Consider the following 24,328-nt stretch of genomic DNA (forward strand, 5'->3'; position numbering starts at 1 on the left):
CATGAGTGAACGCACCCAGTTGCGCCAGGCTCGTCGTCTGGTCATCAAAATCGGAAGCGCCCTGCTGACCAATGACGGCAAGGGGCTTGATGTCGCGTCATTGGGCCTCTGGGTCGATCAGATTGCGGAGCTGATTGAAAGTGGCGTCGAGGTGGTGATCGTGTCGTCCGGCTCGGTCGCCGAAGGCATGAGTCGTCTGGGTTGGACGACTCGCCCCCAGCAACTCCATGAGCTGCAGGCTGCGGCGGCGGTCGGGCAGATGGGGCTGGTGCAGACCTGGGAGGCGCAATTCAAGCGCCACGGTTTGCACGCGGCGCAGATTCTGCTGACTCACGATGACCTGTCCGACCGTAAGCGTTACCTGAATGGTCGCAGCACGCTACGGGCGCTGCTGGATTTTGGGGTGATTCCCATCGTGAATGAGAACGATACGGTGGTCACCGATGAAATCCGGTTTGGTGATAACGATACCCTGGGCGCCCTGGTGGCCAACCTCATTGAAGCCGATGGTCTGATTATCCTGACCGATCAGGTCGGGCTGTTTGATAAGGACCCCCGCAAGCACGCAGACGCCTCCCTGGTTACCGAGCGCAAGGCTGGCGATCCGGAGCTGGATGCCATGGCTGGCGGCGGTGCCGGTGTGCTGGGCCGGGGTGGCATGCTGACTAAGGTTCGGGCGGCCCGACTGGCGGCCCGGTCCGGTGCATTCACGGTGATTGTCGGCGGCCGGATCGAAGGCGTGGTTACCCGCCTGCGTCAGGGCGACGTGATCGGCACCTTGCTGCTCCCGGAACAGGGGCGAATTGCGGCCCGCAAACAGTGGTTGGCCAGTCATCTGCAAACGCGGGGCCAGCTGACGCTCGACGATGGTGCGGTAAAGGTGGTTTGTCTTGGTGGGCGCAGTCTGTTGCCTGTTGGTGTGAAGGCTGTCTCGGGCCAGTTTCGCCGGGGCGAAATGGTTTCCTGTGTGGATGCCCAGGGTAAAGAAGTTGCCCGAGGCCTGGTGAACTATGATGCGGACGAGGCGAGGGCAATCGCCGGACGCTCAAGTAACCGGATTGTTGAGGTGCTGGGTTATGTCTCCGGCGAAGAGATGATTCACCGTGATAACCTGGTGATCGTCTGAAAACGATTAGGTGTATTCGAGATCCAGCCCTGCTTCCATTTTCTTCAGAGATTTCAGGGCGTTTGTTTGGCCATCCGTTACGTTAGAGGCGGAGTTGTTATTGCGAGCCCTCTGCGCTGTCACTTCAAATGAGGTCAAGAGATTTCGCAATCCGCACACACCCGGTACGATTGGTGGCACCCAATTCAATAAAAAGCGCACTGACATGAGCTTTGATGGTGTGCTCCGTCAGATACAAGGTAGTGGCGATCTGTCGGTTGGTGTATCCCTGCGCAATCAATTCGAGAACCTGCTGTTGACGGCGGGTGATATTGCCAGTTTGAGCAAAACGTCGGGCCTTGAGTGCACTGAGTTGCTTGTTTGTGGCGGGCGGGATGTAAATATTTCCTTCAAGAATGTACGCGAGTGCCGCCAATATTTGCTCGGCACTGAATGACTTCGGGATTAATCCAAGTACCCCCATATCAAGCGCAGATCGAATCGATCGGAGGTTGTCTTCTTCCGACATGATCACCGTTGGAAACCTGATGCCCTGTTCCTGAAGTCGATATATGACTGAGAGGCCGCAAGTATCGGGCATCATAAGGTTAATGAATACCAGATCAAATGCCTTCCCTGACTCCAATAGAACAATGGCCGCTTCCGCGCTATTGGCCCCGCTAACCACTGCACTTGAGTTCAGCTTCTTCAGAACTTGCCGAACACCGTCAACAAACAGCGGATGATCATCAACAACCAGTACCTGCATGGCCCGTGTCCGATTCCTTGGAAAATGGCGCGAAATTAATACTTTTGCCTAATGACTGCTCATTTTCTTTACGGTATACCTTTTAATTGTAACAGGAATGTAACATAAAGTCGCAGAGCGTTCGGACCGGGATGTGCCTCAGAGTTGGCTGGTGGAGGGGGCGGTTGCAGGCGTGCAACAGGATGACGTGAGGGAAGTATGTCTGCTCAAATGGAAGATCTATCCAGTGTTGGAGAGTGTCATCTCGTAAAAACTAGTTGCCGCATCAATCGAGGGGCAAGAATTGCGGTGGTGCTGTTAGTGGCACTGCTGCTGCATGCTTGCGGCGGGGGTTCAGGCGAATCGGCCGACGTGACAGGTTCTGGTTCGGTTAATGTGGATGCGGGCGAACTGTCGGCAATTTCGAAAGTGGTGTCTTTGAGCCGCAACTACGTGGAAATTGAGTTCGCTGACCCCGTTGATCCGGAAGTGTCGGGGAATCCTCTCAGTTACAACATCACACTGTCGAACGGCAATCGAGTTGCGGTGGTGGCTGCATACCCGGGGCTCGACGGGACCTCCGTTTTGCTTCAGCTTGCTCCAGAGGAAGAGGATGTCCAGCTTATTCCAAACGGAACTCTGCAGCTGGATCTGGCAAATGTTGACGACGAACCAATCCTCTTTATCGGTGATGGCAGTGAGGAGCCGAGGCTGCTGAGCGTCGTCTCCCTCAGCGATGCTGTGGTGTTTTTGCAGTTCAGTGAGCCGGTTTCGGATGACGCGGGTGATATCAAAAATTACCGGCTGACATCAAAAAGCGGTAATGGCCTTAAAATCGAGCAGGTATTATTGGGTGGGCAGGCGGACACCGTCGTTTTGACGACTGAGTCGCAGGAGGACGCCTATTATGACCTTGAGCTGAGCGGGGTTACTGGTCTTATCAGTGGCTTGCCCCTGTATATGCTCCCCTCCGACAAGACATTCCTCGGTATGTCTCTCCAGACGGCTATCGCGGAAACTCCGTCCGTAGTCAGCGCGGCATCGTTGGATAACACCCATGTGCAGGTCACCTTCAGCAAACCGATGAGCGAGCAGACGCCAAGCTCTGCAACCTTTTCTATCACTCAGGCCAACGTGAATCCCGAATCGGGTGTTCTGGGCGTGATTGATGCACGCTTTGCCAGCGCGGACCGTCGGGTCATTGAGCTTACCACCCGATCCCAGAGTGAGCTGACCTATCAGGTGGCCGTAACCAACGCCACCGACATGTATGGTCAGCAGCTGAAGGTTAACGATGGCGTGGTCTCATTCGGGACCGCCAACACGGCCATCTTTGCCGGAACTCCTGCTGGAGCGGCTGAGCTCGTGGATTCCGATGGCGATGGCCTGTATGACAGTGAGGAGCAGGCCGGCACCATTGTCGTGGTGGAGATGGCGAACGGTGAAATCATTACCCGGCAGGTAACCAGCGACCCCAACCTCGCCGACACTGATGGCGATGGCCTCGACGACTTCCTGGAACTGCAGTTCGGCATGAACCCCCGGGCTACCGACACCGATGGGGACGGCATTCACGATAATCTCGAGCTGAACAAGGTCTACAGCAACCCGTTCGCCCAGGACAGTGATCTGGACGGCTTGCAGGATGGCTTCGAGCATTTTGACCTCAAAACGTCCCCGGTTTTGGCGGATACCGATGGCGATCAGCTTGATGATTATCGGGAGCTGTTCGAACTGAATCGTGATCCGCGGATTGCCGACGTGCCCAAGCTGACAATCAGCGTGGGTGATGTTCGGCTGCAGCTTGACGAACGGTTTAGTTACACGGATGAAACCGGAGAGGTGATTACTGAAGAGTCCAATACCAGCACAACGTTGACCCAGAGTGAAAATACCTCCTTTACTAGAACCGATGGTGGCACGGATGAGTGGGGAGGTGGGGGTGGTTTTAGAACAGGCCTTGGCAATGGCAGTTTTTTTGGCGGGGACAAAGGCGTTTCCGGTGGAATCGAGGTTACTGGTTATGTGTTTGACACCAATACCACCAATTGGCAAACAGACAATGGATCGGCCAGGGAGTCGCAAGAGGCTTATGAGCGATCGCAAACGAAGGGTAAGGAGCTGAGCAGTACTCAAACCGTGACGCGTGAAGTGATCGGGGCCAGTATTGATGTTCCCCTGAGTATCGCCAACGAGGGCAATGTTCCTTTTACCCTGCGCAATCTGGAAATTACCGTGTTGCAGCAGATAGGTGGTCGTGACACGTTTTTGCCAGTGGCAACACTGGTACCGAGTTCTGAGCTGGCGACGGGGTCTCCGCTGACGATCAATCTGGGAGGTAGCACTAATGAGCGTGGGCCCTTCTTGTTCAGTAGCCGAGAAGTGTTCCCGAATCTGGTCGAGAGTCTGATGCGCAACCCTGCTTCCCTGGTGTTTCGCGTCGCCAACTACGATGTCGAGGATGAGCTGGGGCGTAATTATACGTTTATCAGCCAGGTAGCCCGGGACCGCACCGGCAGCGTTGTGCTGGATTATGGCGACGCCAGCGCCGCTGAAAATTACCTGCTGGCCACGGCGGGCGTCTTGCAGGACGACCAGTACTTGGGCGGATTCAGCCCATCAGGACGGGCGCTGGGTCTGCCCCTGAGTTACTTGGTGGAATCAACTATTGGCCTGCCGCGTCATCAGACCAATCTGGATTACATTTCAGCTGGTAATGACGGTGTTTTGAATACGGGGGCCGAAGGCGACGACGTTCGGGATGAGGATAATCAGGTCATTCGATCGGGTCCCAACGGTTGGCTTGAAACGAAGCCGGGCGGTGACGACTACATTGCTAATCCGACCGGTGTTAGCGGCATTATCGCTGGCCTGAACAAGACAGCCGACAGTATTGCTCAGGGGGACGATATCCAGCTGGTTCCTGTGGGCACGAGTGGTGTTAGCCTCGGAACGATTGTCATTGGTCCTGGAGAGAACGGTGTGCTGGATACGCCTGCCAAAGACGATGATATTGTCGATTTTATTGGTGGTTTTGAAACCAGTCGCACGTGCTCGGCATTTTCCGAGAACGCGGGGGCAATTTGCCGGGTCGACGGTGAATGCCTGAGCGGCACCTGCAGCGGCCCCCAGAAGTTGGTGCGAATCAAATCCTTGCGCAATGGCGATTTCAACCGGGGCTGGGTGATTCTAACCTCCGGCCAGCTGCCGGATGCCGCCAATTTTGATCAGATTACCGTTGAGCCGGGCGACAACCTCAGTCTGGCATTTTTGCAGGATCTGGATGGCGACGGCCTGTTTGCGCGCAATGAATTCCTTTTTGGCTCTACCGACAGTGAACGTAACCGCTTTGACAACAGGCTTTTTGGTCCGGCTTTCTCGGGGGAAGCGGCGGGTACTGATGATGTGAAGGATTCGGTGGACAGCGATCAGGATGGTTTGAGCGACTTCGCGGAAGTCTTCGTTGGCTGGAAGGTCGCCGTAGACGGCGGGGCCTTGCGCCAGACCTTTTCATCGCCGCGGTTTGGCGATACCGATGGCGATGGCCTTTGGGATGTTGAGGAGCAGGATCTGCGGGGTTTTTGTGAGCCGGGAGATAGTCGTGCCCAAGCGCTTTGTGCCTTTCAGAGTGACGAGCCGGTCAGTCAGGCAGACGCTATCGGGATTATTGCGGGTCCAAACAACACTGCGGACACCACGGCAGAGGGCGATGATGAGCAGTTAACGCCCGTTGGTGCCGAAAATCTGGCCTACGGGACTCCAGTAGTCGGACCTGGTCCGGATGGCCAGCTCAATACGGATCCCGCTGTCGATGATGTCTACGAAGCCGCCTTCAGTGTTCCGCCCGCGACCGACCCGGCCGAGCCGGACACCGACCGGGATGGCATTTCGGATTTCACTGAGCTTGGCGGTTTCGATGCCTTGCTGGCCATCGTCGATGGTGGCAACGGTGAAGCGGAATCCCTGGCCAGCGGCGACGATATCCAACGTGCCTTTATCAACAATCCAGTTCCCTCTGGCAATGTGATTGTCCTGCCGGGAACCAATTCCGCTATCGATAGCACACCTGGAGGGGATGATGTATTGCGCGAAGCAGAGACAGTTCTGACAGATCCGCTTCGCCGGGATACCGATGACGATTCGGTGGCAGACGGCAGTGAGCTTGTTCGCGGTTCTGACCCGACTGTGGATGATAGGGCGGATTTCTTTGACGCGGATCAGGATGGTTTGACTGACGGCGAGGAGGATTTAGGCTGGCTGGTATCTGTCAATGGTAGCGCCGGGGATGAGGTCACCTCTAGCAAGTCGTTGCCAGATACTGATTTTGACGGCTTGCCGGATTTTGTAGAGCGTGACCTCCGTACCAATCCGCGCAGTGTAGACACCGATGGCGATACCATCAGTGATTACGACGAGGTGGCGGATCTGTCCAAGTACCTGAGCATTGCCGCGCTGTATCCCAACATGAACATCACATCGGCCAATACCGGTGGCTATGGTACGGATCCTACGAAGTCAGATACGGACGGCGATGATTTGTCCGATCAGGTGGAGCTGATTTCAGGGTCCAGGCTCAGTTTACCCGGAGAAACAACGGCAACCACGGTTTTCACGTCCCCCATTTTTGAAGATACCGATCTGGATGATCTGAACGATGGTGATGAGATTGCTGCTCAGACGGATCCGACCAATGCAGACACCGATGGTGATGGCCGGCGAGATGGTGCGGAGATTGCCGTTGGTACTGATCCCCTGGTGCCTGATGTCGCTTTCCGGGTCATCGTGCGCGACCTCATTATTAACAACCAATGCAAGGACGCCTCAGAGGGGAGTGCCGATGTGCAGGCTGGCGAGGTGATGTGGTGGGTCGTGGCCGAAGATCCTCAAACAGGGCAGAAGAAATTGCTGTCTGATGCGCTGGATGCCGAGACTTTTCAAAATAATGACGATGACCTGGGGGCCATTTTCTACCAGCCCGCGACGATTGACGGTGTAGATTATGAATTCAGAGATCGAGTGCCTGTTCAAATACCCGATCTTAATGAGGATGATCGTCGTGCCTGCTACTACAAGCGTGTTTGGAACCAAAGTACCTGGTTGCAGTTGGAAGATTCGTGGCTTAGTAACTCATTGCATGTGTATAGTTTGAAACCTGGTGAATCATTTGGCCTTCAGGCGGCGTTTCTTGAGGCAGATGAGTTTATCTCGGATGATTGCGGTGTCGCGCCGAATTTCATTCCTTCAACGGTCACTGCGAGCGAGCTTCACAAAACACTTCGCAGGCGCTACAGCTATGATGATTTGGTCAGTTCGAGTGGCATTTCCTTGACCGGTGCTGATGCAAACGATGTGGTTAACAACAACTCGTGCAGCATCGATTTTCGGATTGATATCGAGATAGTGCGTTAATCGTCCTGGAGCTAACATAAAAAAAACCGGCCAGTTGGCCGGTTTTTTTATTTCTGAAGGAAAATCCGCTTACGCGCTCTTCAGAGACTTGATCCGGGCGCTCAGGCGGCTCTTGCTACGAGCAACCTTGTTTTTCGCGAAGATGCCTTTGTTGACCATGCTGTCCAGAATCGGCTGAGCCTGCTGGAAGGCAGCCTGGGCTTCTTCGTAGTTGCCAGCTTCAATCTTGGACTGAATCTTTTTCATGTAAGTACGAGCCATAGAACGCAGGCTTGCGTTGTGCTTGCGGTTCTTCTCGTTCTGACGTGCGCGCTTCTTGGCTTGCGGGGAATTTGCCACCGTAAAACTCCTGAAAATCTAAAATTCGTTGCTGAATGATTCGTTACATCGCGGGCGCGCCAAAACCAGCGCGTCGAAATAAATGACGCGAAACTATGCCGCTGAAACCCGCAGATGTCAAGACCGAAACCTATTTCATGCACCGACACCAAAGGCCTGTGATAAACTCGCCGCTCACTGGATGCGGGCGCCCGGGCTGGACTAGTATTTCCCGAGATACCGCGCCAACTTGTTGTTTAATCCCTGGCCAGAGCCTTCATGTCGTCGGAACCCGAAACCACCACCGCGAAAAAATCCTTGCCGAAAGCGCCGGGTCTGTTGCGCTCCTCCGGGCTGGTCGGGGCTATGACCATGCTGTCCCGGGTGTTGGGTCTGGTCCGGGATATGGTGATTGCCCGTTATTTCGGTGCCGGTGCCGGGGCGGATGCGTTTTTTGTTGCCTTTAAGATCCCGAACTTCCTTCGTCGGCTGTTTGCGGAAGGGGCTTTCTCCCAGGCTTTTGTCCCGGTGCTATCGTCCTACAGGGAAGGGCAGTCAGTCTCTGAGGTTAAGCGCCTGGTGGACGCCGTAGCCGGCTCCTTGGGGCTGATCCTGCTGGCCGTCACTTTGGTTGCCATGCTGGGGTCGCCGGTGCTGACTGCCATCTTCGCGCCGGGCTTTCTGGACGATAACGTGAAGTTTGCGCTCACCAGTGACATGCTGCGCATCACCTTTCCTTATTTATTGCTGATCTCGCTAACGGCGTTCGCTGGCGGCATTCTTAACAGTTATGACCGGTTTGCGGTACCGGCCTTCACGCCAGTTCTGCTCAATCTGGCCATGATCGGTGCAGCCATCTATCTGACGCCGCTGATGGACGAGCCGGTGATGGCGTTGGCCTGGGGCGTATTCATTGCTGGTGCGTTGCAGCTGTTCTTCCAGATGCCTTTCCTGATGCGTCTGGGACTGATGCCGCGGCCACGAGTCGACTACCGGCATGAGGGTGTCAGCCGCATTCTGAAGCTGATGGCACCCGCCTTGTTCGGTGTCTCGGTCAGTCAGATTAACCTGCTGCTGGATACGGTGCTGGCGTCGTTCCTGCAAACGGGCAGCGTATCCTGGCTCTACTATTCCGACCGGCTGTCGGAATTGCCTTTGGGCGTCTTCGGGATCGCAATCGCCACGGTGATTCTGCCCAGCCTTTCCCGCAAGCATGCAGCGGACTCCGTCGACCAGTTCGCTGCCACTCTTGATTGGGCGGTTCGTGCGGTTCTGCTGATTGGCCTGCCCGCAGCCCTTGCTCTCGCTCTGCTGGCCGAGCCGCTTATCGCCACGCTGTTCCATTACGGGGAGGTGACGGATCGGGATGTGGTGATGTCGGCCCAGAGCCTGCGTGCGTATTCGGCGGGGCTTCTGGCATTCATGCTGATCAAGGTGTTGGCGCCGGGATTTTTCGCCCGCCAGGATACCCGCACGCCGGTGAAAATTGGCGTTATCGCCATGGTCGCCAACATGGTGTTGAACCTGATTCTGATTTTTCCGCTCGCCCATGCCGGATTGGCGCTGGCCACCTCGCTTTCGGCCTGGTTGAACGGGTTCCTGCTCTGGCGAGGGCTGCGCAAGGAGGGTGCGTGGCAAAGTCAGTCGGGCTGGCCGCGTTTCCTGATTCAGATTGGCGTTGCCAATCTCGCCCTGGCGCTCGTCATTCTCTGGCTCAAGGCACCGGTAAGCGATTGGCTTGCGGCGGGCGGCGTCCAGCGGGCGACCGACATGGCGCTGCTGGTGGGCGCGGGAGTGGCAGTCTATTTCCTGGCGCTGGCGGTGACTGGCGTGAGGGTAAGACATTTCCGCCAGAGGTAAGGTATAATCGCGCGTTTTCTCACCAGCGTTCCCCTGGCTCGACACTTCCTTGAACGTTTCACCGGGCGAGGCGGGGCGCTGAAAGCCAGCTGGCAACTGAAGGTTCGCATTGCATGCGTCTGATCCGAGGCCTGACTAACCTGACAACGCTGTCCCGTCGCGAGGCTCCACCCCTTGCCAATGGGTGTGTCGCGACCATCGGCAATTTCGATGGCGTACATATCGGGCACAGGACAATTCTGGAACAGGTTAAAGAAAAAGCGGCCGGTATGGGCCTGCCCTCTGTGGTCATGGTGTTCGAGCCCCAGCCCCGAGAGTTTTTTCAGGGTGCCGAGGCGCCTCCGAGGCTCATGTCCTTCAGGCAGAAGTTCGAGGCACTGACCGCAGCCGGCATTGATTACGTGCTCTGCCTGCATTTCAGCGGCCGTTTCCGCCGTCTGACGAGTCGGGAATTCATCGATACGGTGCTGGTGAATGGTCTCGGTGTGCGACACCTCGTGGTGGGCGACGATTTTCGCTTCGGATGTGATCGAACCGGTGATTTCATGCTGTTGCGTGAGGTGGGTGAATCGCTTGGATTTACGGTGGAAAATACCCGGACGGTGACGATCGACGGCGAGCGCGTGAGCAGTACCCGGATTCGTGAACGGCTGCAGGCAGATCGGCTGGACGATGCCGAAGCGCTTCTTGGCCATTCCTACCGGATTCGGGGCCGCGTCGTGTATGGGCGTCAGCTTGGGCGTGAGATCGGCGCGCCAACGGCGAACATCCTGTTAAAGCGCATGGCGCCGCTGCAGGGAGTGTATGTGGTGAGCACCACCCTTGATGACGGTTCGGTGTATGACGGTGTTGCCAATATTGGTCTGCGGCCGACGGTAGATGGCAAACAGCCGGCCCTTGAAGTGCACCTGTTTGACTTTACTGGCACACTTTATGGCCGCCACATAGACGTCGTGTTCCGTCACGGGCTCCGTGACGAGATCAAATTTAGCTCCGTGGATGCCCTGAAGGAGCAGATTGCCCGTGACTTCAGCGATGCCCGGGCCTGGATCGCGGATAATGGATCCTCTCGGGCAGCACATTGAAAACCCGGGGCTGCGGCCCACAAATAACTGATTACTGACCCAAACTGACCAAAAGAGCACGCACACAGACCATGAGCGACTACAAGCACACCCTGAATCTGCCGGAAACCGCCTTCCCGATGCGCGGCAATCTGGCCAAGCGTGAGCCGGACATGCTCAAGCGCTGGCAGGATCTCGACGTATACGGCAACCTGCGCAAGCAGCGCGAAGGGCGGGAAAAATTCGTTCTCCATGATGGCCCTCCCTATGCCAACGGCAGCATTCACATTGGTCATGCGGTCAACAAGATTCTGAAGGACATGATCGTTAAGTCGCGCAACTTCATGGGCTACGATGCGCCGTATGTGCCGGGCTGGGACTGTCACGGTCTGCCCATTGAGCACAAAGTGGAGCAGGAAATCGGCAAGGCGGGCGTGAAAGTCGATTACAAGACCTTCCGCCAGGCCTGTCGCGACTATGCAACCAAACAGATTGCGGGTCAGAAAGAGGACTTCATTCGCCTGGGGGTCATGGGTGAGTGGGATAAGCCCTACCTGACCATGGATCCTAAAGTGGAAGCGGGCATTGTTCGTGCGCTCGGGAAAATTGTTGCCAAGGGCCACCTGGTTCGCGGGTATAAGCCGGTTTACTGGAGTGTGGTTGGTCAGTCCGCACTGGCGGAAGCCGAGGTGGAGTACCAGGACAAAACCTCGACCCAGATTGATGTGCGGTTTACCGCTGTCGATCAGGCGAAGGCGTTGGCCCTGTTTGGAACCAGCAAGGGTGAGGGGGACGTTTCCGTTGTTATCTGGACCACCACACCCTGGACCATCCCGGCCAACCAGGCGGTCTCCCTGAACGCGGAGTTTCAGTACGCTCTGGTGCAGGCCGACGTCGGGCAGGGGCCGGAGCGACTGATCCTGTCGGCGGACATGGTCGACGGCATTATGAGTCGCTGGGAAGTTGAAGGATATGAGGTGCTGGCCACCTGCGCCGGTGCGGACCTCGAACACCTGGCCCTGATGCATCCGTTCTACGACAAGCAGGTGCCGGTTATCCTGGGTGATCATGTGTCCACCGACGCCGGTACCGGGGCGGTCCATACTGCGCCCGATCACGGCATCGAAGATTTTGAGGTTGGTAAAGCCTATAACATCGACACTCTCAATCTGGTTCAGGCTGACGGCACCTACACCAGCGCTGCGGGCGAGTTGGCGGGCGTGCATGTGTACAAGGCCGATGAACCGGTCTGCTCCGCCCTGACGCGTGAGGGCAAGCTGGTGCGTTCCGAGAAGTTCCGGCACAGCTATCCCCATTGCTGGCGGACCAAGACCCCGCTGATCTACCGGGCTACCCCGCAATGGTTCATCAGCATGGACAAGCAACATCTGCGGGCAGACGCGCTCGAAGCCATCAAGGGTGTCCGCTGGGTGCCGGCCTGGGGCCAGAATCGCATTGAGGCCATGTTTCAGCAGTCTCCGGATTGGTGTATCTCACGCCAGCGGACCTGGGGCGTGCCGATCACGCTGTTCATCCACAAGGAAACCCAGGAGCTGCACCCGGATACCCAGGAACTGATCGAAAAAGTTGCCCAGGAGATCGAGGTGGGCGGTATCGATGCCTGGTACGACATTGAGCCGGCAACGTTTCTGGGCACCGACGCCGATCAGTACGAAAAAGTCACCGATACGCTGGATGTCTGGTTTGATTCCGGCGTAACCCATGAATCCGTGCTGCGGGCCCGTGAAGAGCTGGGTCAGTTCCCGGCGGACATGTACCTGGAAGGGTCGGATCAGCACCGTGGCTGGTTCCAGTCGTCTTTGAAGACTTCCATCGCCATGAACGGTGTGGCGCCATACAAGCAGGTCCTGACCCATGGTTTCACGGTGGATGGCAAAGGGCACAAGATGTCCAAGTCCCTCGGCAATGTGATTGCACCTCAGGAGGTCATGAACGAGCTGGGCGCTGACATCCTGCGGCTTTGGGTGGCGGCGACCGATTACAGTGGTGAGATGACTGTATCAAAGGACATTCTGCGTCAGACCGCCGATGGCTACCGCCGGATCCGCAATACCTCCCGCTTCCTGTTGAGCAACCTCAACGGGTTTGAGCCCGAGCAGCACATGGTGGCGCCGGAGGACATGATTGCCCTGGACCGCTGGATGGTGGACCGTGCGTTGCAGCTCCAGAATGAGCTGCATGAGGATTACCAGAACTACGCCTTCCTGCGCATCTATCAGAAGGTGTACAACTTCTGCGAGGCGACCCTGGGCGGTTTCTATCTGGATATCATCAAGGATCGCCAGTACACCACCCCTGCCGACAGCCTTCCGCGGCGTTCGTGCCAGACCGCGCTGTATCACGTTGCTGAGGCCCTGGTGCGCTGGATAGCCCCGATTCTCAGCTTTACCGCCGATGAAATCTGGCAGCATCTGCCGGGCCAGCGTGGTGATACCGTGTTCTATGAGACCTGGTACGACGGTCTTGCCGAGCTGCCGGAAACGGCCGAACTGGGCCGGGACTACTGGCGCGAGATCTACAGCGTCAAGGAAGCGGTCAACAAGTGTCTGGAAGAAGCCCGCGCCCGAGGCGAGATCAAAGGGTCGCTGAGCGCTGAAGTCACGCTCTTCTGTGAGGGTGACCTGGCCGCGAACCTCAAGCACCTGGGCCAGGAGCTCCGTTTTGTACTGATCACATCGGAGGCAAGGGTTAAGCCGGTATCCGAAGCGGGTGATGCTGAACTGACTGGCCACGAGGGATTGCGTGTTGCGGTAACGCCGGCAACCTACGCCAAGTGTGAGCGTTGCTGGCACCACCGCGAAGACGTCGGTCGTAATGAAAAATACGCGGACCTGTGCGCCCGTTGTGTGACCAACGTGGAAGGGCCTGGTGAAGCCCGCTCGTTTGCCTGATGGACGCGACAATGACTGAACCGGCAAGTGGGTCCAAGTTGAAGTGGCTGTGGCTGGCGGTGCTGGTGATCGTACTGGACCTCGGTACCAAGGCCCTGGCTACGGCCATGCTGACCTACGGCGACCCGGTGCCGGTGATCCCCATGTTCAATCTGACGCTGCTGCACAATACGGGTGCGGCCTTCAGCTTTTTGGCTCAGGCCGATGGCTGGCAGCGCTGGTTCTTTGTGGCGCTGGCTCTGGTGGTCAGCACCGTGTTGATTATCTGGCTGAGAAAACTTCAGCGTCATGAAACCTGGGCGGCCATCGCCATCGTACTGATTCTCGGTGGCGCCCTCGGCAACGTCTACGACCGTGTTGTTCATGGCTACGTTGTCGATTTCCTGCATTTTTACTGGCAGGACTGGCATTTCCCAGCCTTTAACCTGGCGGACACGGCCATAACCATCGGCGCCGCCATGATGATCCTTGATATGTTCCGCAAACCCGCTGACTCTGACGGGGATGCCGAAAGGAGTGACTAACGCTCATGAAAGAATTGCCTGTAGATAAGGGTACCCGTGTCAAGCTGCACTTCGCCCTGAAATTTCCCGATGGCGAAGTGATCGATTCCACGTTCGAAAAGGAGCCGGCCACGCTGGAGATTGGCGACGACAACCTGCCGGAGAACTTCGAAGCCTACCTGATGGGCATGAAGGCGGGAGACCGTGAAAGCTACGAGGTGCCACCTGAGAAGGCGTTTGGCCAGCATAACCCGAATAATCTCCAGACCTTCAAGCGCCACGAGTTCAGTGCCGATATGGTGCTCGAGCCTGGAGTGATGATCTCCTTTGCCGATGCCCGCCAGAGCGAGCTTCCGGGTGTTGTCAGCCGTGTCGAAGGTGATGAGGTGGAAGTGGACTTCAATCACCCGCTGGCGGGGCGTACACTGACCTTTGAAGTGGAGATTATTGACGTCGAGCCGGCAAAGCCGACGCACTGACGCAAGCACGGACCCATCAACACCAGCAGGAAGTTACCATGCAGATCCGACTCGCCAATCCTCGTGGCTTCTGTGCCGGCGTGGACCGAGCCATCGAAATCGTCAATCGTGCCCTGGATGTGTTTGGCGCGCCGATCTACGTGCGGCACGAGGTGGTTCACAACAAATTCGTGGTCGACAACCTGCGTAATCGCGGTGCTATCTTCGTGGATGAGCTGGACGAGGTGCCCGATGACAAGCTGGTGATCTTCAGCGCGCACGGCGTATCCCAGGCGGTGCAGAACGAGGCATCGCGTCGTGGCCTGAAAGTATTCGATGCGACTTGCCCTCTGGTGACCAAAGTACACCTGGAGGTCATGCGCTACAGTCGGGATGGCCGGGAGTGCATCCTGATCGGCCATCATGGCCATCCCGAAGTGGAGGGCACCATGGGGCAGTATGATCACAGCAATGGTGGTGACATCTATCTGGTGGAAGACGAGGCGGACGTCGCCAAACTGGAAGTCAAGGATGCCTCGCGCCTGTCCTACGTAACCCAGACGACCCTCTCTATGGATGATACCGCCCGGGTCATAGACTCCCTGCGAGAAAAATTTCCGCAGATCGAAGGGCCGCGTAAAGACGACATCTGCTATGCCACCCAGAACCGTCAGGATGCTGTGAAACAACTTGCCGGCGACTGCGACCTTATGCTGGTGGTAGGCTCACCCAACAGCTCCAACTCCAACCGGCTGCGTGAGCTGGCAGAGCGGATGGGAACGCCTGCCTACCTGATCGATGAAGCAGCGCAGATTGAGCCCCAGTGGCTGGACGGCAAAACGTCCATCGGTGTCACGGCCGGGGCGTCCGCACCAGAGGTGTTGGTGAATGATGTGATCTCACGCTTGCAGCAACTCGGCGGCAGCGTTCCGGAGGAGATTGCCGGGCGCGAGGAGAACATTGTGTTTTCCATGCCGAAAGAACTTCGGATTGATGTGGTGAATGTCAGTTGATGTCTGGCCGATTGTTTGTTGGATGTCCTAGCCAAAAGCCCTCCTGAAAGATAGCCCCGGTTTTTGTGATAGAAGTCACCATCATTGGTGTGGGGTAACCGTTTATCCTTTTATCGGTGCCGCTAATCGACTTGCGCTGGCGTATAGAGTGCATCGCCAATAACCTCTGGTCAGTCAGTAGTAGGGATGTTTTATGTCTGGAATCCGGCGTAGTTCAGGTTTTACTCTCGTTGAACTTCTTATCACCATTACCATCCTCGGGATTATCGCAACGTTTGCGGTGCCTTCCTTTCGGGAGATGGTGCTGAATAACCGTCTTGCTGCGCAAACCAATGAAGTCAGCAGTTTCATCAGCTATGCGCGGAGCGAGGCGTCAAAGCTGCGAGAGGGTGCCGTCACTATTTGTGCCTCCGCTGACAGTGCCTCCTGCAGTGGTAGCGCAGCGTGGGACAGCGGAGTGATTGTATTCCTTGATGAGGATGAGAGTGCATCACTAGACGCAGCTGACACTTTGCTCAAGGCAATCGGTCCCCTTGCTGGTGGAAACACGCTCCGCATCCTCGATATGACCAGTGATGGCGGCAACTACGTGCAGTTTGACCACAAGGGTTTCCCCGAAGCCTCGGCTACCAATAATGTGGCTGGCACCTTCGTTATTTGCGATGAGCGTGGGGCTGCAAATGCCCGCGCTGTTTCTATTAATTTCTCTGGCCAGACCCATTTGGCAAGGGATACCGACGGCAATGGTACTTTGAACGACCATGAAGGCAACGATATTACCTGTCCCTGATGGTGAGCTAAGGCATGAGTAAAGACAGAAGTCACAAACATCCGGTTTTTCATGTCGGGCCTGCTGCCCGATGCCAGAGCGGTTTCACGCTGATTGAAATCCTCATAACCGTGTTTATCCTGGCGATTGGTCTCCTGGGGCTGGCCGGACTCATTCTGGAGGGTATGCGTAACAACCAGGGCGCTTACCTCAGAACGCAGGCCAGCATACTTGCCTACGACATGGCTGACCGTATGCGTGCCAACAAGCCCAGGGCAGCAGATTACGCAGGCTTCACTACAGATGGAGCATCAACCGCGCTTCCCGCCTGCGCCAGTGATGCGGGTGGGTGCACTCCTGCCGGTCAGGCCCAGTTGGATTTGGTGGAGTGGACCCGCCAAATTGAGGGTGTTGGCAGCGATATGGCCCTTTTGCCAGGCGGGGTTGGCACGATACAGCATGATGCTGCCACCTCCCGATATACCATCACGGTGACGTGGGATGAAGTTGCTCGTCAGGGAGACGCGGGCGAGACCATTGCTGGCGACAGCTCTTACTCCGTGCGATTTTCATTATGAGGTACAACATGAAAGGGGCAACTGACGTAAGGTTAATCGCCAAATTGAGGAAGACTCAGAGTGGCCTTTCTCTTGTGGAGCTGATGATCGCTCTTGCGCTCAGCGCCACTCTCATCTTCGGCATATTTACTGTCTACCTGGATTCCAGTCGAACCTCCCGGGTCGGCACCTCGCTTGCCCGAACTCAGGAAGCCGCCAGGATAGCGACTGACATAATGACCCGTGACATGCGAATGGTGGGTTTTCAAGGTTGCGCCGATCCGGATGACGTAACCTTGAACATCATTGCGAACAACCCTCCGACATCCGATTTTTTCGAGACGACTCTTCGAGGCTGGGAAGTTACTGATGGGGCCTGGGCGGATGGTACCGAATTCGACGGTACGACCGTTGAGTCGGGAGCTGTCGTGGGCAGTGATGTGATTTCAGTCCAGCGCGGGGAGTCCATGGCGATCGAGCTGTCTGGAAATATGACTGCGGCGAACGCCAACGTTCAGGTTAAGGGTGATGATGTTGTGAGGTTTGCCCAGAATGACATCGTGATGATATCGGATTGCGAAGCTGCAGACCTGTTTCGCATTTCAAGCAAACCGTCCTCTGACACGTGGGCCCACGCAAATAATGTAAACAGTACCAACCGCTTGAGTCAGGAATACACGGATTCCGCGCGCATCATGCGTTTCTCTTCCTCTGTTTATTTCGTTGCTGATACCGGAAGAAATGATTCCCAAGGCAACGACATTCTTGCCTTATACCGACAAGTCAACAATCTCGACGGAAGTCTGCTTCAGCCCGAGGAAATTGTTGAAGGCGTGGAGAATCTACAGGTCGAATACGGCGAACTGCTAGCCACCAATAATGTTCGTTACCGCCCAGCAGACGAGGTCGGAGATATGGCCAATGTAGTCGCTCTCAGAATCGGGATGCTGATCAGTAACGCTGACCCTGTCCGGGATAATGACGACACTTCGGATTACGCGCTTCCAGGTGAGGTTATTACCGAAGCTAGCGGTGGGGGTACGGTCACGCACCCGGAAGATCGTCGTCTTCGTCGAACATTTGTATCGACAGTAATGCTTCGTAATCGTGACTGATGGACCGATTGGTGGTGATCAAATGATAAGTAAACACAAGAATTCTTTGTCAATGTCCAGGGAGCGTGGGGCCACGCTTATCGTTTCCCTGATCGTTCTGTTGGTGCTGACGCTGATCGGCGTTGCGGGAATGAATACCTCGGTCATGCAGGAGCGGATGGCGGTTAATTCCCAGAATTCAAACAGGGCGTTCCAGGCGGCAGAAAGTACCGTCAGGTCGTTGATGGACGATGTTTATGCAAATGACCTTACGGTGCTGCGCCAATCGATGCAAAATTCCTCGGGGAAGAGCGACCGTACCAACATCACCATTGATCCGGGGAACGGTGTTAGCGGGAGCTATCAGGCTCGTTATCTCGGCGAGGTCATCATTACCAGCGGCAGCTCCATGGACGCAAATGAGAGCTCCAACCAGTTGAAGGGCTTTCGCTACGAGCTGGAAGGTGAGGCAAGCGTGGCCAACACCGGGGCATCGGCACGAGTGTTCAAGGGTATCGAATACTATTGATTTCAGAAATTAGGGGGAGTGACCCCTGGGGGCAAAGATGAGCAAAGTCTGGATGTATTCCGTGGCGGGATTAAAAGCGGGCATCGTTGCGCTGCTGATGACCGTGGGCGTGGTGGCATTGGCCAAGGAACCATCCGGCCAGTTAATCGACTCTCCCTACGTAGCGATGGAAGCGAGGGCAATCGAGTTGATAGTTAACGCCGGCGGCGATGTGGTTGGCATCAAGGGAAAAGGCTGTCCCGGTTGTCCTTCCGGTACTATTCTGCCGGCGCGGGGCCTGGTGGTTGAGGCGGCAGGGGGGCGTCGGCTTGATGGTAAAGAGATGACCAGCCTGAATGGAATGCCCGGAGTCATTCATATATATGAGCCCACCGGTATGGCACATCGTGTGTCATTCCCGGGTGTTCTTTATCCTGGAGGTGATGAGCAATGAAAGCGCGCATCAATATCCGTCTGATCGTTGCAGTGGCGGCAACAGTTTTTTCCGCCACGATGACAAGCCCTCTTCAGGCCGACGACACTGAAATCTTCTTCACTCCGCCGGGAACCTCTCAGATCGTAAAGCCGAATATCATGTTCATCATAGATAATTCAGGCAGCATGGGTACCAAGGTGGGGGGCAGCGACACCGAAACACGCATGAGTGTTGTTCAGACCGTCACCAAGAACCTCATCGACAAGATGCAAGATGTGAACATCGGGGTGATGAGGTTCAACATCGACACGAGGTGTGATACCAACGACAACTGTTATCGTGAGACGGAAAGCGGTGGTCACATCCTCTCTGCCCCCGTGGATGTGGTCGACAATGCAACCACCTTGAAGGGGCTCATCGAAGGGCTTACTCCTGTGGGTAATACCCCGCTGGCTGAAACTCTTGCCGAGACCGCCCGCTATTTCCGAGGGGATGCCCCGTCTTACGACGATGCTCCGATCGATTCGGTCGTCAACACGACAGGTGACTCCTATGTTTCGCCGGTAACTTACCAGTGTCAGAAAAACTATGCTGTTTTTCTGACCGACGGTGCCCCCACGGCAGATGACACCGATACCGCCATCGGAAAGTATATTGGCAAATCGTGTGGTGATGGGAACACGGCGGACTCGAATGGGAGCTGTCTAGACGAGGTTGCCGGCTTCCTGGCAGATAAGGATCTCAGTGATTCTCTGGACGGCGATCAGTACGTGATTACGCACACAGTTGGCTTCACTCAGGGGCAGGCGCTATTGTCGGATGCAGCCGAAGCCGGTGATGGAAGTTATTACCTGGCTAATGATCAGGTCGGGCTCGAAGCAGCTTTCGACAAGATTTACCAGGCTGTGAAGGCTCAAGGCACCACCTATGTCTCGCCCGGCGTGGCGATTAACACCTTTGACCGATTAAACCATTTGAATACCCTCTATTACGCTCTTTTCCGTTCGGATAAGGGCGCCGTCTGGGATGGTAACCTGAAGCGTTATAAGCTGGATGTCCGTCAGGACAGCTCAGGCAAGAACGTTGCGGTCATTGTGGATGTCAATGATAACCCTGCGATCGACAACACAACGGGCTTTTTTAAAGAGACAGCAAAGAGCTGGTGGAGCCCTGAGGTTGACGGCCCTGATGTGAGCCTGGGCGGAGCCGCGTCCCAACTGCCTGCAGTTACTTCCGAAAGAAAAGTCTATTCAAACCTGGCCTCCAACAAAGCGGATCTGACCGACACGGGAAATCGGGTCGTGACCACGAATACCAATTTGACGAAAGCGGATTTCGGCGACAGCACCATCGCGGATGCCGAGTTCGAAAAGGTTATTCAATGGACGCGTGGTGTCGATGTTAATGACGAGGATGGAGACTCGGATACAAGCGATGCCCGAAAGCTGCTTGCAGATCCTCTCCATTCTGTTCCACAGCTGGTTATTTATGATGCCACAGCCAACCCTCAGGTTACGACTATTTACTACAGCGATAACCAGGGGTTCATTCACGGTGTGGATGGCGATAGCGGTGACAGTCACTTCTCGTTTATCCCCCGTGAATTGCTAAAAAATCAAAGGTCTATGATGAGCAGCACCGAAAATTCCAGCAAGATTTATGGCATGGATGGGTCGGTCGTCAAATGGGTACACGATGATAACTTTGATGGAGCCATCAAAGCGGCAGATGACGACTTCGCCCGCATTTTTTCCGGGATGCGCCGTGGTGGCAGAAGTTACTATGCGCTGGATGTGACCAGTCCCTCTTCGCCTAAACTGATGTGGTCAATTACCGGTGGAGCAAATGCCACAACCGGATTCGAGGAGTTGGCCCAAACCTGGTCCACGCCGGTGAAAACTAAAATCCAGATTGGCAATTCTGTTGAGGACGTTCTGATTTTCGGGGGGGGCTACGATCCAGATCAGGATGATGTAACAACCCGTACCGCCGACGATGAAGGTCGGGCCTTGTATATCGTGGATGCGGAGACGGGTTCGCTTATCTGGTGGGCTGGCCCATCTAACAGCGGGGCTGATCTGGAATTGGCCCAGATGCAGTACAGCATTCCCGCCTCCCCCAAAGCTTTGGATGTGAATGGAGACGGTCTGGTAGACCAGATTTATGTTGGCGATATGGGCGGTCAGATTTTCCGCTTCGACCTTGGTGACTCCACCCAAGGTAACAGTTTGGTCGTCACGGGGGCTCCAATCGCGGATCTGGCCGATTCCACAGTAGCGGGCAACCGTCGTTTCTATCACACCCCCGATCTGTTCGGCGTCAAAATCGGAGGCCAGCGCTATTTTGGTCTGGTAATTGGCTCTGGTTATCAGGCTCACCCGTTGAGCACGTCGATTTCAGAACGTTTGTATATGCTGAAAATTGAAGCTGTTGGTTCAGCCCCAATTGATCCGAGTGATCCCAATGAAGAAAGGATTCTTTATCCAGACCCCGTCACCGAGGGCGATTTGTATGATGCAACGGATAACACCATTCAAGAGGGATCTACGGAGACAGCGCGTAATGAGGCTGCTACAGCCCTGGCAGGCAGCAAGGGCTGGTATATTCGGCTGGAGAATGCGGGAGAAAAGGTTCTGTCCGAAAGCACCACGATCAATAACGAAATTTACGTGACAACCTACGAACCCAAGGCTAGCGATAACCCCTGTCTGCCTCCGACAGGGACCTCACGGCTTTATCATATCTCGGCGCTGGATGGCAGAGCAGTTCATAATTATGACGGACTGAATGGCGACGATGCATTGACGAAGAATGACCGATACCAGGAACTCACCACAGCCGGACTGCCGCCGACCCCCCAGAGGATGAGGGTTGAGGACACCGACGTGATCTGTATTGGTACCGAGTGTAAGACCATCGACCCAGTCAAGGGTGTTGTAGAAACCTATTGGTATGAGGATTAAGGTTTGATGAGATCACAGAAGGGGCAGTCTGGCTTTACCCTGATCGAATTGATGATCGTAGTGGCCATCATTGGCATCATTGCCGCGATTGCGTATCCAAGCTACATGGATCATGTCGATAAAACGAGGCGCTCCGATGCTCAGGGAGCCTTGATGGGCCTGGCGGCGGCCATGGAGAGGCATTATGCATCGAACAACAGCTATGAGGGTGCGGCCAGTGGCGGTGGGGATACCGGTGCACCCGCTATATACCCCGATGAGGCACCCTTGGACGGCGACAATAAGTATTACGACCTAACCATTCAGGCCGCGGATGCAACCTCCTTTACCCTTCGCGCAGCGCCCAAAGGGGCTCAGGCAGGAGATGGTATGTTGGAGCTGGACTCTACCGGTGTGCGCCGGTGGGACAGTGACAACGTTGGCGGCTTCGGAGCCGGCGAAAATACCTGGACAGATTGAAGCCTTTAAAAGCCGGTTGGGAAACCGGCTTTTTTCTTTTAGCACCGAATTTCAGTACCCCAGTGAAGTTCGATCAGTCCGTCCCCGTCCTCATCTGATTGCACTCGGAATCGTCCAACCATGTTGACGGCCAGGTAGGTCATGGTTCCGGTTCTAACGTCAGCTGGGCAAAGTACGAGACTTCCTATTGCGCCGTAAGCAAATCCTTTTTGGTTAAATTGAAAGTAGCCCCGTCCCGCTGTTCTTGAACGAGTTCTAAAAGGATAGCCAGGCGGGGCAAAAATTTTCAGCACCTGGTCATTGTCCGGTTTTTTGTCGTTGTTTTTGTCAATGAAAACAGATATGGGCTTTTGCCAGTCGTCCATACACCTGTTTTGGTCTGAGAGCGGGCAAAGGGTGATCAGCGTGTGTTTGCTCGCAGCAGCCCAGCGCGCGAAGGCAAACAGGCTGTGATAGCTTTCAAGGACAGTTCGATGTCTGCTTTTTTCTAACGCAGTGTTCCAACCTTGAACCGCTAAAGAGGACAGAATGCCAAGTATGGCAATCGTTATGATGAGTTCGGGCAGGGTATAGCCTGCCAATCTCCTTGTGGCGTGCATTGGTTACGTTCCTTGTAAGTCTGTCTTGGTTCTTGCCCGGCGTCCTGCCGGGCAATGGATTATATTGAAGCCAAACCACTTAGGGAATGCTGGAGGACGCAGCTGGTGCTGAAGTGTTACTCCATCTCCAGTTTCTTCAATCGATATCGCAGCGCACGAAAACTGATCCCCAGTCTCTTGGCTGCAGCCGTCTTGTTCCAGCGGGTCGCCTCGAGTGCCTTTTCAATGGTCTGTCGTTCGATGGATTCCAGGAACCCTTCGAGGTCAATTTCTCCGTCCGGCACGGGAATGCTCCCCCCCTCGATTTCCTGTGGGGCAGTGCTCATGCCCGTTACTGAGGCGAATGGCGGCACGCCATTGCCCAGGTGCAGATCGTCCGCATCGATTGCGTCTTCATCGCATAGGGTGAAGGCACGCTCCAGGACGTTTTCAAGCTCCCGGACGTTGCCGGGGAAGTCGTAGCCCTGCAGTCGTTCGAGGGCCTGAGAAGTTAACGTGGCTGGATCGCACTCGTATTCCCGTGCGATCCGTTCGAGAATATGTCTGGCCAGCAGGGCGATATCGTCGACCCGGTCACGAAGTGGCGGTACTGCAAGTTCGATGACGTTAATCCGGTAAAACAGGTCCTGGCGGAAGTTGCCTTGCTGAACCAGCTCAGGCAGGTTCTTATGGGTGGCGCTGAGTACACGGATATCCACTGGCACTTCCTTGGTATCTCCCACGGGCCTTACCGCTTTTTCCTGGATCGCCCGCAGCAGTTTTACCTGCATGGCGAGAGGCAAGTCCGCTACTTCGTCGAGAAAGAGCGTGCCACCGTTGGCAGAGCGAAACAGCCCGTCCTTGTTTTCAACCGCGCCGGTAAAACTGCCCTTTTTGTGGCCGAAGAACTCACTTTCCATCAGTTCTGACGGAATGGCACCGCAGTTAACCGCGATAAACGGTCCGTCTCGGCGAGGGCCCTGGAGGTGGATCATGCGCGCGACCAGTTCCTTGCCGCTGCCCGATTCCCCGCTGATAAAAACCGGCGCCTGGCTTCTTGCCAGTTTTCGCGTCTGGTTCCGTAACTTTCGGATTTGGGGAGAGTTGCCCAGCAAGAGGCCGGGTTCGTCCTCGTCGGTGTCCTTTTCCGCCTTGGGCTGGGGTAGCTTTAACGCGCTGCTCACCAGTTCCCGCAGCCTGGGTAATTCCACTGGCTTGGAGACGAAATCGAACGCGCCCGCTTTGAGCGATTCGATGGCAGTGTCCATGTTGCCATAGGCGGTGATCACAGCAACCGGTGTTGCCGGTGTGTGCTGCTGGATCCACTGTACAAGCTCAATGCCGTTGCCGTCGGGAAGATTCATGTCGGTAAGGCATAAATGGAAGGTGTGCTCTTCCAGGAGCTTTCGGGCGCTAGCCAGATCCGGGGCGGTCTGCGCCTTGATGCCCATGCGGGTGAGCGTGATCTCCAGAAGATCCCGAATGTCCGGTTCGTCGTCAACAATCAGCGCGTTGTGAGTAGTCATCGTTGTCTATCGGTTCCAGGTCGTTCTTCAGGCGCTCGATCTCTGCCG

General features: G+C 55.7%; 19 protein-coding genes. 15 read left to right on the forward strand and 4 right to left on the reverse strand.

Annotated features, from left to right (window positions below; genetic code table 11):
• The first annotated feature begins 1 nt into the window (after position 1).
• On the forward strand, positions 2 to 1,126 hold the full coding sequence (proB, locus tag K0B93_RS18975) for a glutamate 5-kinase (RefSeq protein WP_219868814.1): 1,125 nt from the start codon (positions 2 to 4) through the stop codon (positions 1,124 to 1,126).
• A 124-nt stretch (positions 1,127 to 1,250) separates the two neighbouring features.
• Here proB and K0B93_RS18980 read toward each other — a convergent pair whose 3' ends face one another.
• Complete coding sequence (locus K0B93_RS18980; protein WP_219868815.1) at positions 1,251 to 1,874, reverse strand: response regulator; 624 nt, start codon at positions 1,872 to 1,874, stop codon at positions 1,251 to 1,253.
• 210 nt (positions 1,875 to 2,084) lie between these two features.
• On the opposite strand from K0B93_RS18980, the gene K0B93_RS18985 reads away from it, so the two are divergent.
• Positions 2,085 to 7,262 (forward strand): hypothetical protein, encoded by a 5,178-nt coding sequence (locus K0B93_RS18985; RefSeq protein WP_219868816.1) that lies wholly within the window; start codon positions 2,085 to 2,087, stop codon positions 7,260 to 7,262.
• 69 nt (positions 7,263 to 7,331) lie between these two features.
• Here the strand turns inward: K0B93_RS18985 and rpsT are convergent, their stop codons facing one another.
• Positions 7,332 to 7,601: a 30S ribosomal protein S20 gene (gene rpsT / locus K0B93_RS18990; protein WP_219478104.1), complete on the reverse strand. Its 270-nt coding sequence runs from the start codon at positions 7,599 to 7,601 to the stop codon at positions 7,332 to 7,334.
• 258 nt (positions 7,602 to 7,859) lie between these two features.
• On the opposite strand from rpsT, the gene murJ reads away from it, so the two are divergent.
• The 13 genes from murJ (at position 7,860) to K0B93_RS19055 (ending at position 22,176) form a co-directional block, all read left to right on the forward strand.
• Positions 7,860 to 9,440, forward strand: coding sequence for a murein biosynthesis integral membrane protein MurJ (gene murJ / locus K0B93_RS18995; protein ID WP_219868817.1), 1,581 nt, complete (start codon positions 7,860 to 7,862; stop codon positions 9,438 to 9,440).
• A 113-nt stretch (positions 9,441 to 9,553) separates the two neighbouring features.
• The gene (ribF, locus tag K0B93_RS19000; RefSeq protein ID WP_219868818.1) at positions 9,554 to 10,525 is read left to right on the forward strand and encodes a bifunctional riboflavin kinase/FAD synthetase; all 972 of its coding nucleotides are present in this window, start codon (positions 9,554 to 9,556) and stop codon (positions 10,523 to 10,525) included.
• 71 nt (positions 10,526 to 10,596) lie between these two features.
• Positions 10,597 to 13,416: an isoleucine--tRNA ligase gene (ileS, locus tag K0B93_RS19005; RefSeq protein ID WP_219868819.1), complete on the forward strand. Its 2,820-nt coding sequence runs from the start codon at positions 10,597 to 10,599 to the stop codon at positions 13,414 to 13,416.
• Complete coding sequence (gene lspA / locus K0B93_RS19010) at positions 13,416 to 13,940, forward strand: signal peptidase II (RefSeq protein ID WP_219868820.1); 525 nt, start codon at positions 13,416 to 13,418, stop codon at positions 13,938 to 13,940. Before ileS ends, lspA begins: the two co-directional genes overlap by 1 nt.
• A gap of 5 nt (positions 13,941 to 13,945) precedes the next feature.
• The gene (gene fkpB / locus K0B93_RS19015) at positions 13,946 to 14,398 is read left to right on the forward strand and encodes an FKBP-type peptidyl-prolyl cis-trans isomerase (RefSeq protein ID WP_219868821.1); all 453 of its coding nucleotides are present in this window, start codon (positions 13,946 to 13,948) and stop codon (positions 14,396 to 14,398) included.
• Between the two features lie 38 nt (positions 14,399 to 14,436).
• Positions 14,437 to 15,390 carry a 4-hydroxy-3-methylbut-2-enyl diphosphate reductase gene (gene ispH, locus K0B93_RS19020; RefSeq protein ID WP_219868822.1) on the forward strand — a complete coding sequence of 318 codons (954 nt, stop codon included), beginning with the start codon at positions 14,437 to 14,439 and terminating at the stop codon, positions 15,388 to 15,390.
• Positions 15,391 to 15,583: 193 nt separating this feature from the next.
• Entirely contained in the window at positions 15,584 to 16,180 is a 597-nt protein-coding gene (locus K0B93_RS19025; RefSeq protein WP_219868823.1) for a GspH/FimT family pseudopilin, read from the forward strand.
• A 14-nt stretch (positions 16,181 to 16,194) separates the two neighbouring features.
• Positions 16,195 to 16,737 carry a type IV pilus modification protein PilV gene (pilV, locus tag K0B93_RS19030; RefSeq protein WP_219868824.1) on the forward strand — a complete coding sequence of 181 codons (543 nt, stop codon included), beginning with the start codon at positions 16,195 to 16,197 and terminating at the stop codon, positions 16,735 to 16,737.
• 8 nt (positions 16,738 to 16,745) lie between these two features.
• Positions 16,746 to 17,831, forward strand: a complete 1,086-nt coding sequence (locus K0B93_RS19035; protein ID WP_219868825.1) for a PilW family protein — start codon at positions 16,746 to 16,748, stop codon at positions 17,829 to 17,831.
• Positions 17,832 to 17,883: 52 nt separating this feature from the next.
• Entirely contained in the window at positions 17,884 to 18,339 is a 456-nt protein-coding gene (locus K0B93_RS19040) for a pilus assembly PilX family protein (RefSeq protein WP_219868826.1), read from the forward strand.
• Between the two features lie 37 nt (positions 18,340 to 18,376).
• Positions 18,377 to 18,772 (forward strand): hypothetical protein, encoded by a 396-nt coding sequence (locus K0B93_RS19045; protein ID WP_219868827.1) that lies wholly within the window; start codon positions 18,377 to 18,379, stop codon positions 18,770 to 18,772.
• Positions 18,769 to 21,717, forward strand: coding sequence for a pilus assembly protein (locus K0B93_RS19050; RefSeq protein ID WP_219868828.1), 2,949 nt, complete (start codon positions 18,769 to 18,771; stop codon positions 21,715 to 21,717). Before K0B93_RS19045 ends, K0B93_RS19050 begins: the two co-directional genes overlap by 4 nt.
• Positions 21,718 to 21,723: 6 nt before the next feature.
• Positions 21,724 to 22,176 (forward strand): type IV pilin protein, encoded by a 453-nt coding sequence (locus K0B93_RS19055; RefSeq protein WP_219868829.1) that lies wholly within the window; start codon positions 21,724 to 21,726, stop codon positions 22,174 to 22,176.
• Positions 22,177 to 22,214: 38 nt separating this feature from the next.
• Here K0B93_RS19055 and K0B93_RS19060 read toward each other — a convergent pair whose 3' ends face one another.
• Both K0B93_RS19060 and K0B93_RS19065 read right to left on the reverse strand, forming a co-directional pair.
• A complete protein-coding gene (locus tag K0B93_RS19060; RefSeq protein ID WP_219868843.1) occupies positions 22,215 to 22,775 on the reverse strand; it encodes a GspH/FimT family pseudopilin in 561 nt (186 codons plus the stop codon).
• Between the two features lie 116 nt (positions 22,776 to 22,891).
• Positions 22,892 to 24,280 carry a sigma-54-dependent transcriptional regulator gene (locus tag K0B93_RS19065; protein WP_219868830.1) on the reverse strand — a complete coding sequence of 463 codons (1,389 nt, stop codon included), beginning with the start codon at positions 24,278 to 24,280 and terminating at the stop codon, positions 22,892 to 22,894.
• Positions 24,281 to 24,328 lie beyond the last annotated feature (48 nt).

It is taken from the genome of Marinobacter sp. F4218 (genome assembly GCF_019443085.1).
Classification (GTDB): domain Bacteria; phylum Pseudomonadota; class Gammaproteobacteria; order Pseudomonadales; family Oleiphilaceae; genus Marinobacter; species Marinobacter albus.